Raw genomic sequence first — 8,927 nt, forward strand, 5'->3', positions numbered from 1 at the left:
CCACCAAACGCGTTTGGTTGGCTAACATTTAAGTTCTCTTTGATAGCAACCGTCATACCACCGTGAGTAACTGCGGCAGGTTTTAGGCGAACATGTTTACCGACCACAATCGTACCGGTACGCGAGTTAACAATAATTTTCGCCGAGCCATCCGCTGGGTCAAATTCAATATTTTCGATAGCAGATAAGAAAGCGACACGCTGAGTAACATCACGTGGAGCACGAACTTTAACTGATGTTGCATCAACCGCAGAGGCCATTTGTGGGCCAAGGAAGTTATTGACCGCATCAGCCATGCGCTGCGCAGTAGTAAAGTCAGATTCTAGAAGGTTGAAGGTAATGTAGTCGCCACGGCTAAACGGTGTAGGAATTTCACGTTCAACCATAGCGCCACTTGAAATCATCCCTGCGGTAGGGTTGTTGCCGACAATTTTAGAACCATCCGCACCAGTAGCACTAAAGCCACTAACAACAAGGTTGCCCTGGGCAACGGCATAGATTTGCCCGTCAAGACCTTTCAGCATGGTCTGCATCAAGGTACCGCCACGAAGACTTTTTGCCGAGCCAATAGAAGAAACGGTTACATCAATAGTCTGGCCCTGCTTTGAAAATGCAGGCAGCTCGGCGGTAACAATAACAGCAGCAACGTTCTTAGTTTTTGGCTTTGTACCCGGCGGCAATTGAATACCAAAGTTTTGCAGCATCGCATTAAAGCTTTGATCGGTAAAGGGAGTTGATTCTCCAGTGCCCGGTAAGCCAGTCACCAAACCGTAACCCACTAATTGGTTACTACGCACACCAGCGACCTGAGAGACGTCTTTAATACGCGCCGCTTGAGCAGATGTCGTAATGAACATCATACTGGTTAAAAGGAGAAACAACTTTTTCATGACCATACCCTTGTTCTAATCTCTGTGCCCACTTTATGCGCTGCCAAAAAAGCGGCATCAGATGGAATTATAGGGATACATTAAAGAATCGTGCCAAGAATCCAGGTTCTTGCATATCTTGTTGTGTTCCTGTGCCTGAGTACTGAATTCGGGCGTTTGAAATACGGTTCGATGCGATCGTGTTGTCGAACTTGATATCATCAGGACGAATCGTACCACTTAGGCGAATGTACTCATCACCGGTGTTCAATGTTAGCCATTTTTCACCACGAATCACTAGGTTACCGTTTGCAAGCACTTCAATCACTTCAACGGTAATCGAGCCAGAAATACTGTTGCTCTGATTCGCTGCTGCGCTACCTGTGAACTTGTTATCGTTACTTAGGTTGTAAGAAAAATTGTAATCACCGATGTTGAGCTCTTGGCCACCCACTTCTAACGGGTCCATTGAAGCGTCATTATTTTTAGACAAGTCCGCATCTGAGCTTTTAGCCGCCTTAGTGCTTTCATCTAACGTTACGGTAATGATGTCACCTAGCCCACGAGGCTTAGAGTCATCATATAAACTGTTCGCACCTGCGGCATTGAACAGTGAGCCTGTTTCTGCGGCATAATGCTCTGGCTTGTGTTTAGGATGGATTGGAGCCCATGCAGGGTCGCCTGCAACCGGATCGGTACGGTTACGCAAAGTATCGACAATACCAGAGCTCTCTTGCTCTGACTTATCCCCCTCAACCGCATCAACTGTCGTTGTGCCTTGAGTAACATCTGGCGTCTCGATTGGAGGTTCAAACATGGTACAGCCTGACATCACTGCAAAGGTTAAAACTGCGACTATTCGTTTCATTTCATTTCCACCCTAAACCGTAATTACAGCTGCTGGTTAACAAAACTCATCATCTTGTCTACAGCAGAGATGACTTTAGAGTTCATTTCGTACACGCGCTGAGCTTCAATCATGTTCACTAGCTCTTCCGTTACGTTTACGTTGGAAGTTTCAAGCATGGATTGTCTAATATCACCGAAGCCATCAAAACCAGGTACACCTTCTTGAGGATCACCACTTGCTCCCGTTGGCAGGTAGAGGTTCTGACCAATTGGCTCTAGGCCGCCTGGGTTAATGAAGTCTACCGTTGCGATTTGGCCTACAACTTGGTTGTCTTGCTGACCACGAATACGTACCGATACTTCACCATCCGTTCCGACAGTAATACTGATTGCGTCTTCTGGAATAGCGATTTCTGGCTCGAGGGCGTAACCAGCACCAGACGTTACAATCACACCTTCGTCGTTAACCGTGAACTGACCATTACGTGAATAGCCGATGTTGCCGTCTGGCATAAGGATTTGGAAGAAACCATCACCCTCGATCATCATGTCGAGGCTGTTGTTTGTTGTTTGAGTATTACCTTGAGTGTGAACTTTTTGCGTCGCCACAACTTTAGAACCTGCACCTAGCATTAAGCCACTCGGTAACTCGGTGTTTTGTGAAGATTGACCACCTGGCTGATTGATATTCTGATAAAACAGATCTTCAAATACGGCACGGCTCTTTTTGTAACCAACCGTTGATGCGTTCGCCAAGTTGTTCGAAATTGTTGAGATATTGGTTTGTTGAGCGTCTAAGCCCGTTTTACTTACCCATAGTGCCGGATGCATAACCTTCTCCTAGAATCTATTAGCTCATACGAAGCAGAGAATCAGACGACTTGTCCATCTCTTCTGCTGTGCTCATCATTTTTACTTGCATTTCAAACTGACGTTGCAAGTCAATCAGGTTAGTCATTTCGCCAATGGCGTTAACGTTACTACCTTCAATTGCGCCTGTGAGCAGTTTTACACTGGCATCCGCTTCGTATGCCGCATTAGGATCTTTTGCACGGAACAAGCCGTTGACATCTTTGAATAGTGATTGGTTATTGGTCGCAGTGAGCTTGATACGGTCGACAACTTCAATCGCATCGGCTGGAGCGCCTTGCGGTACGACTGAGATAGTGCCGTCGTTGCCGATTTCAACTTTGCTCAAAGGGATTGGTAAAGTAATTGGAGCACCAGTCTCACCAAGGACTAGATTGCCGTTGCCGCTAGTTAGCAGGCCATTGGCATCAATTTTTAGATTACCGTTACGCGTTAAGCCCTCTTTGCCTGTTTTATCGAGCACAGAGATCCAGCCATTGCCTTGGATAGTGACATCTAGGTCACGGCCAGTGGTAATCACACTACCTTGTTGGAAATTATGGCCCGGACGCTCTGTCATGCTAAATACGCGGCTAGGAAGACCATCGCCATACGCTTGCATTGAACGAGCTTGCGCCAAATCAGCACGGAAACCCGTGGTACTGACGTTCGCTAAGTTGTTTGCTCTGAGCTGCAAAGCCTGCATATTTTGCTTGGCGCCGCTCATCGCGAGAAACAGTGCACGATCCATAATTTGCTCCAAAAATCACAATTCAGATCAATAAAAGCAAGGTACGTGCCAACTTTAAAAATACTTATTTATCAGATTATTACCAGTAAAACGGCAACGAGGACAAGATATTTATGGAAGGTATTGCCGTAGTGGCAACAATAGCAAGCTGATCATTGCCACCAGCTTGCTATTCAGATGATTGCGATATTTTGCAAAAATTGGCTTATACCCAAAATAATTGGAGTTGCAGCGCGGCAACAAGACAATTCAGCCCTTTGAGTATAGATACACTATATGATTAGGGTGAATTGTCGCCGTTAACAAAGCTGCAGCTTCAAGAATGAAGGGTATAGTCAGATTAGCGAATCTGCAATATATTCTGTTGCGTTTGGTTATGTACTTCTAGCGAACGTGAGTTAGCTTGGAAGTTACGTTGTGCAGAGATCAAGTCAACAAGCTCTTGAGTCATATCGATGTTCGATTGCTCTAGAGTACCGCTGCTGATGCTACCGAATGAACCTTTGTTTGACTCACCCCAGATCTTGTCACCAGAGAACTGAGTCGAATCCCACTGAGTGCCACCCTTCTTGTCCAAACCCTGCTCGTTAGCTACACGAACAAGAGAAACGCGACCAAGAGTAATGTTCTCACCGTTCGAGTAAGTACCTAGCACGCTACCGTTCTCATCAAAGTCAACTTTGGTCAAGAAGCCTGTCGTCGCACCATCTTCGTCAAACTTAGTTAGCTCAAACGGCGCCGCAAACTGAGTTGCACTGTCTAAGTTAAAGTTCAGAGTCTGGTTTACGTCTGCACCGTTTAGATCGATTGGGTTAGCACCCGCCCCTAAAGGTTCAGAAACAATATTTTGACCATTGTTGAGGCTAGCTAGAGTACCGTCATTGTTGAACTTCATACTATGACCGACATGACCAGTAGGCGACGAAACGTCTCCACCAACAATGTTAACCGGCTTCTCACCTGCACTATCAGTAACTGTGTAGTAAGTTTGCCAAGTGTTAGGCTGATTCTGGTCTTTTAGGTAGTAAGTTGTCATCTTGTACGATTGACCCATAGAGTCATAGACCGTAGAAGAGGTTGAACGGTTGTAGGTTTCAGGATCTGTGAAATCAAACAGGGTAGGATCTTTCAGATCACCATTGGCTGGCAAGTTGACGCCGACTTCAATGTTTGCAGTCTGCTTCGGTTTACCGAACTCTTTTGGAATGTTGATTGGCGAAGGCTCGTAAGACAGAACATCACCGGTATCCTTGTTCACTTGATAGCCCAACAAAAACTCGTCATTCGACGTAACCATGTAGTTATCTTTGTTTAGATGAAAAGCACCATTACGCGTTAACTCATTGGTTGTTGGCGTTAGTCGATCTTTTGCTACCGCAAAAAAGCCAGTGCCGCTGATACGCAAATCCATTGGGTTATTAGTATAGATACTAGAACCTTCATGGAATTGCTGAGCAACTTTTTGAGCTTGTACACCTTGTCCAGGTGTTGTTTTAGCGTGAGTAAAAAGTGAGTTTGAGTAAACATCGCCGAACTCAGCACGAGACTCTTTGAAGCCAAAGGTGTTCGCGTTCGCAATGTTGTTACTGGTTGTGTTCAGATCTAACTGAGCTGCGGATAAACCGCTTAATGCAACATATGACATTCCAAATTCTCCTATCTAGCTAGCTTGTCTACACGAAGTAGAACTACGCTTTGCCAACTTCTAGTACTTCAGCAAGTCGAACTGGCGACTCAAAGCCAGCCAGATTGAGTAGTACGTTACCATCGCCTTTACCTAAGAGAACGCTATTTACATTTGCGTAGGTCGAAACCTCGAACTCTGTAGACTTGCCATCAAGTAAGCCCGCTGCTTTCACATTGTACTTACCTGCCGGCAATGGATTACCGTTTTGATCTTTGCCGTCCCATTCAACACGATTGTCACCTGACGGTTTCGAACCGACATCAAAGGTTCGGACTAGCTGACCCATTTGATCCTCCACTCGCACCATCAAGTTATCGACAGGTTGAGGAAGTTTCACCATCGCAGCCATTGCGCCGTCATCCGCTTTCACGCCACCTGCTCCTGGTACGAGAACATCTCGACCGACAAGTGAAGAGGCTTGAAGTGCTTGGTTAGATGTCATCGAAGCATTCAGCGTTTCAAACTGATTGTTCATTTTACCGATTCCATCTACCGTCGCGAATGACGCCATTTGTGCAATCATCTGGTCATTACTAACCGGCTTAAACGGGTCTTGCTGGGCAAGCTGCTTGGTGAGCAGAGATAAGAAGTCTTCTTGCTTGAGGTCTTGCTTACCTGTTGTCTCATTGGGCTTATTCTTGTCCTGAAGCTGTTTAAGCTGGTCTATATAGGACAAGCCGCTTTGACCAACATTATTAATGCCATCGGCCATAGTTACCTCCTATCCTTATTGACCCATCTGCAGCGTACGCAGCAGCATTTGTTTGCTTGCATCTGCTAGTTGCACGTTCGTTTGGTAAGAACGTGAAGCAGAAATCATGTTAGCCATCTCTTCCATCACATTAACGTTAGGCTTATAGATATAACCTTCGTCGTTTGCGAGAGGATGGTCAGGGTTGTACTCCGCATCAAGCGGCTTATCGCTTTCAATAATACCCATCACTTTCACTGGCACTGAATGGTCGCGGCCATACTTTGCCTTACTTAACTCCGCACCGAACACAGCATGACGGGCTTTGTAAGTATCTTTCGCAGAGCTAGAGATACTATCCGCATTTGCCAAGTTACTTGAGGTCGTATTTAGACGAACAGATTCAGCGCTCATGGCAGAACCAGTTACATTAAAAACATTGAATAAGCTCATCAGTTACCACCTTTAATTGCTTTAGTTAAGTTCTTGAATTTACTTCCTAAGAAGTCAAGTGAGGCTTGGTGTCTGATCTGGTTTTGCATAAACAAGTTACGCTCTAAATCCACATCCACCGTATTGCCGTCACCCGTGTCAGGTTGTGTTGGAAGACGATACATTACTTCCCCTGTCACCTTAGTAGAGGCAGGAATATGCCGACTATCGGTACGACTAAGCCCAATGCTTGCCTCCGATGTTGCCGCCTGCAAAGCCCTTTGAAAGTCCATTCCTTTCGATTTGTAGCCAGGTGTGTTCGCTTGAGCAATGTTGGTGGAAATCACCTCAGCATTGCGCTCACGTACGCCCACCGTGTGTTGGTGGATACCTAATGCATTGTTAAAAGAAATAGCCATGTTGACCTCTACTCAAGAACTGACCGTTACTATTAAACTTAAAAGCAATTAGCGTACCAACTTTAAAAAATTTGCAACGCAGATGCTTTCACTTAGATATTTAGCAATATATACGCCAACTAATAGGGCGCATTTAGCTAGAGAGTTTGGAGTGACTCGTAAAAAGTATACAAGCAAATAAAGATGGTAGGGAAAGAGTGGATACAAAAATGCCTAGCGATCGGCTAGGCATTTATTAAGAAGAACGTCGGTTACTTGAGCTTGTAGATGATGCCAGGATTACACCTAACCATCTCAAATCGATCGGTTAGGCCAGTCAGTGACTCCGATGCTCCAAGCAGTAGATAGCCGCCAGGGTTAAGGCTATTGGCCATTTGATTAAGTACCTGAGACTTCATATCTGGTGAGAAGTAGATAAGTACGTTACGACAAAAGATGATGTCAAACTTACCTAGCAACGCATAACTGTCCATTAGGTTTTGCGGACGGAAATTAACCAAGCGCTTTACATTGTCCTTCACCTTCATGCGACCATCACCGGCATCTTCAAAGAAGTTACGTCGACGTTCAGGCGATAATCCTCGCCCTAACGCCAAATTGTCATAGACACCAGCGCGACACATATCCAGCATGCTAGCAGAAATATCAGTCGCGGTTATAGACACGCTCGGCAACATACCTGGCTTACGCTGTTGCGTTTCCAGAATCGTCATCGCCATAGAGTATGGTTCTTGGCCTGAAGAGCTCGCTGCCGACCAAATTTTAATTGGTCGTTTGTTCGCTGCCGCTTCCGGCAAGAGTTTATTGGCAAGCACTTCAAACGGATAAGTATCTCGAAACCACAGCGTTTCATTAGTTGTCATGGCATCAACAGCGGCAACACGCAGTTCACGGTTACGTCCAGTGACTACATCTCTAAGTAAATCAGACAAAGTCGCCAACTTAAACTTGGTAACTAGTGGGCTCAATCGGCTTCTAACCAAATATTGCTTGCTGTCACCGAGCACAATACCGCATTGTGACTCTAAAAATCGGCTAAAATCACGATACTCTTGATCGCTTATAGTTATCGCTGTCATTAACTTCTCTTTATTCTGTAAGTGCGGATTTCACCGCATTACCAAGCTCATCTGGGTTGAATTTCGCGATAAAGGAGTTCGCTCCTACACGCTCAACCATTGCTTGGTTAAATACACCACTGAGTGATGAGTGAAGAATAACATATAAATCTTTAAGATCGGGATGACGTCTTACTTCAGCAGTTAAAGTATAACCGTCCATCTCTGGCATTTCGATATCAGAAATAACCAAAGAGATCTGATCGTAGATACTGCCCTCTGCGGCCATCTCGACGAGTTTCTCATACGCTTCTTTACCGTCTTTCACTGACACGACTTCAAAACCAAGTGACGTGATAGCGCGTTCAACCTGCTTTCGTGCAACCGTTGAATCATCGGCAATAAGTATACGACGAACAATCTCTTTTTCTGCTTCGACCTGAGCAATTTCCTCACCGATTGAAGAGTCCATTGTCTCATCAATTGGCGCGATTTCTGCAAGAATCTTCTCTACATCGAGAATCTCAACCAGTTCGTTGTCGATATTTGTCACTGCAGTCAGATAGTTAGCTTTACCAGCTCCTTCTGGTGGCGGTAAAATTTCTTCCCAGTGCATATTGATAATACGCTCGACTGAAGTGACCAAAAACGCTTGCATCGTTCGGTTAAATTCAGCAATAACAACGAACGCTTTATCAACGTCAGTAGTTGGGCGACCACCAATCGCTAAGCTGAGGTCGATAACAGAGACAGTATGGCCTCGGATATGCGCCACACCTTTAACAAGGTGGTGTAAGTTTGGCATTGAAGTAAGCTTAGGGCACTGAAGTACCTCTTTTACTTTAAATACGTTGATTCCGTAACGTTGACGCCCCATGAGGCGAAAAGTTAGGAGTTCTAATCGGTTTTGACCGACGAGTTGCGTACGCTGATTCACAGAATCAAGAATACCCGTCATAAGCTCATCTCCATCTCAAACTTAAATGCTAAAAAAAATGGTAGCCTACTAATGGCCATGTGAAACTTTAGAGAAACAGAATGAAATACTATAAATCACACTTATGCTCTTTTTCCATAACTAATTGTAGAGCTTTCTATAAAAAGTTTTGTAAGTCTATCGGCTTTTTGTTCTTTTTCTTTAGTTTTTCAGCGACATCGGCAACAGAAAACCAAATTCAACTCATTAAACAGGCCGCAGAAGAGTACATTCTGGCAACAATTGAGTGGCCTACCGGAGGTACGCTAGAGGCAAACGCAACCAACTTGGACACGCGGATCTTTGCCACAGACTGCCCTGCACCGCTAAAAAGCTCCTCTTCATC

At 45.1% G+C, this 8,927-nt stretch carries 10 protein-coding genes; all 10 read right to left on the minus strand.

The annotated features are described in order from the left end of the window. On the minus strand, window positions 1–890 hold an 890-nt coding region (locus tag QTO00_RS09625; RefSeq protein WP_331424550.1), incomplete at its 3' end, for a flagellar basal body P-ring protein FlgI. A gap of 67 nt (window positions 891–957) precedes the next feature. Next, window positions 958–1,737, minus strand: coding sequence for a flagellar basal body L-ring protein FlgH (gene flgH, locus QTO00_RS09630; protein WP_331424551.1), 780 nt, complete (start codon window positions 1,735–1,737; stop codon window positions 958–960). 23 nt (window positions 1,738–1,760) lie between these two features. Further along, a complete protein-coding gene (flgG, locus tag QTO00_RS09635; protein ID WP_038203185.1) occupies window positions 1,761–2,549 on the minus strand; it encodes a flagellar basal-body rod protein FlgG in 789 nt (262 codons plus the stop codon). Window positions 2,550–2,568: 19 nt separating this feature from the next. Then, window positions 2,569–3,318 (minus strand): flagellar basal-body rod protein FlgF, encoded by a 750-nt coding sequence (gene flgF, locus QTO00_RS09640; RefSeq protein ID WP_038203188.1) that lies wholly within the window; start codon window positions 3,316–3,318, stop codon window positions 2,569–2,571. 340 nt (window positions 3,319–3,658) lie between these two features. Then, on the minus strand, window positions 3,659–4,963 hold the full coding sequence (gene flgE / locus QTO00_RS09645) for a flagellar hook protein FlgE (RefSeq protein WP_331424552.1): 1,305 nt from the start codon (window positions 4,961–4,963) through the stop codon (window positions 3,659–3,661). Between the two features lie 43 nt (window positions 4,964–5,006). After that, complete coding sequence (gene flgD, locus QTO00_RS09650; RefSeq protein ID WP_331424553.1) at window positions 5,007–5,717, minus strand: flagellar hook assembly protein FlgD; 711 nt, start codon at window positions 5,715–5,717, stop codon at window positions 5,007–5,009. A 15-nt stretch (window positions 5,718–5,732) separates the two neighbouring features. Continuing rightward, window positions 5,733–6,149 (minus strand): flagellar basal body rod protein FlgC, encoded by a 417-nt coding sequence (gene flgC / locus QTO00_RS09655; RefSeq protein WP_331424554.1) that lies wholly within the window; start codon window positions 6,147–6,149, stop codon window positions 5,733–5,735. Then, window positions 6,149–6,547, minus strand: coding sequence for a flagellar basal body rod protein FlgB (gene flgB, locus QTO00_RS09660; RefSeq protein WP_331424555.1), 399 nt, complete (start codon window positions 6,545–6,547; stop codon window positions 6,149–6,151). The genes flgC and flgB overlap by 1 nt, the downstream gene beginning before the upstream one ends. Window positions 6,548–6,798: 251 nt before the next feature. Further along, entirely contained in the window at window positions 6,799–7,626 is an 828-nt protein-coding gene (locus QTO00_RS09665) for a protein-glutamate O-methyltransferase (RefSeq protein WP_004746773.1), read from the minus strand. A gap of 10 nt (window positions 7,627–7,636) precedes the next feature. After that, on the minus strand, window positions 7,637–8,563 hold the full coding sequence (locus QTO00_RS09670) for a chemotaxis protein CheV (protein WP_038203200.1): 927 nt from the start codon (window positions 8,561–8,563) through the stop codon (window positions 7,637–7,639). Window positions 8,564–8,927 lie beyond the last annotated feature (364 nt).

The organism is Vibrio sp. M260118 (genome assembly GCF_036533755.1).
Classification (GTDB): Bacteria; Pseudomonadota; Gammaproteobacteria; order Enterobacterales; family Vibrionaceae; genus Vibrio.

What these genes read in the sequence shown, in the direction of transcription:
- flgD (WP_331424553.1), bottom strand. Translation starts at nt 5,717, where the DNA reads ATGGCCGATGGCATTAATAATGTTGGTCAAAGCGGCTTGTCCTATATA.
- flgE (WP_331424552.1), bottom strand. Translation starts at nt 4,963, where the DNA reads ATGTCATATGTTGCATTAAGCGGTTTATCCGCAGCTCAGTTAGATCTG.
- flgG (WP_038203185.1), bottom strand. Translation starts at nt 2,549, where the DNA reads ATGCATCCGGCACTATGGGTAAGTAAAACGGGCTTAGACGCTCAACAA.
- flgB (WP_331424555.1), bottom strand. Translation starts at nt 6,547, where the DNA reads ATGGCTATTTCTTTTAACAATGCATTAGGTATCCACCAACACACGGTG.
- QTO00_RS09665 (WP_004746773.1), bottom strand. Translation starts at nt 7,626, where the DNA reads ATGACAGCGATAACTATAAGCGATCAAGAGTATCGTGATTTTAGCCGA.
- flgH (WP_331424551.1), bottom strand. Translation starts at nt 1,737, where the DNA reads ATGAAACGAATAGTCGCAGTTTTAACCTTTGCAGTGATGTCAGGCTGT.
- flgF (WP_038203188.1), bottom strand. Translation starts at nt 3,318, where the DNA reads ATGGATCGTGCACTGTTTCTCGCGATGAGCGGCGCCAAGCAAAATATG.
- QTO00_RS09670 (WP_038203200.1), bottom strand. Translation starts at nt 8,563, where the DNA reads ATGACGGGTATTCTTGATTCTGTGAATCAGCGTACGCAACTCGTCGGT.
- flgC (WP_331424554.1), bottom strand. Translation starts at nt 6,149, where the DNA reads ATGAGCTTATTCAATGTTTTTAATGTAACTGGTTCTGCCATGAGCGCT.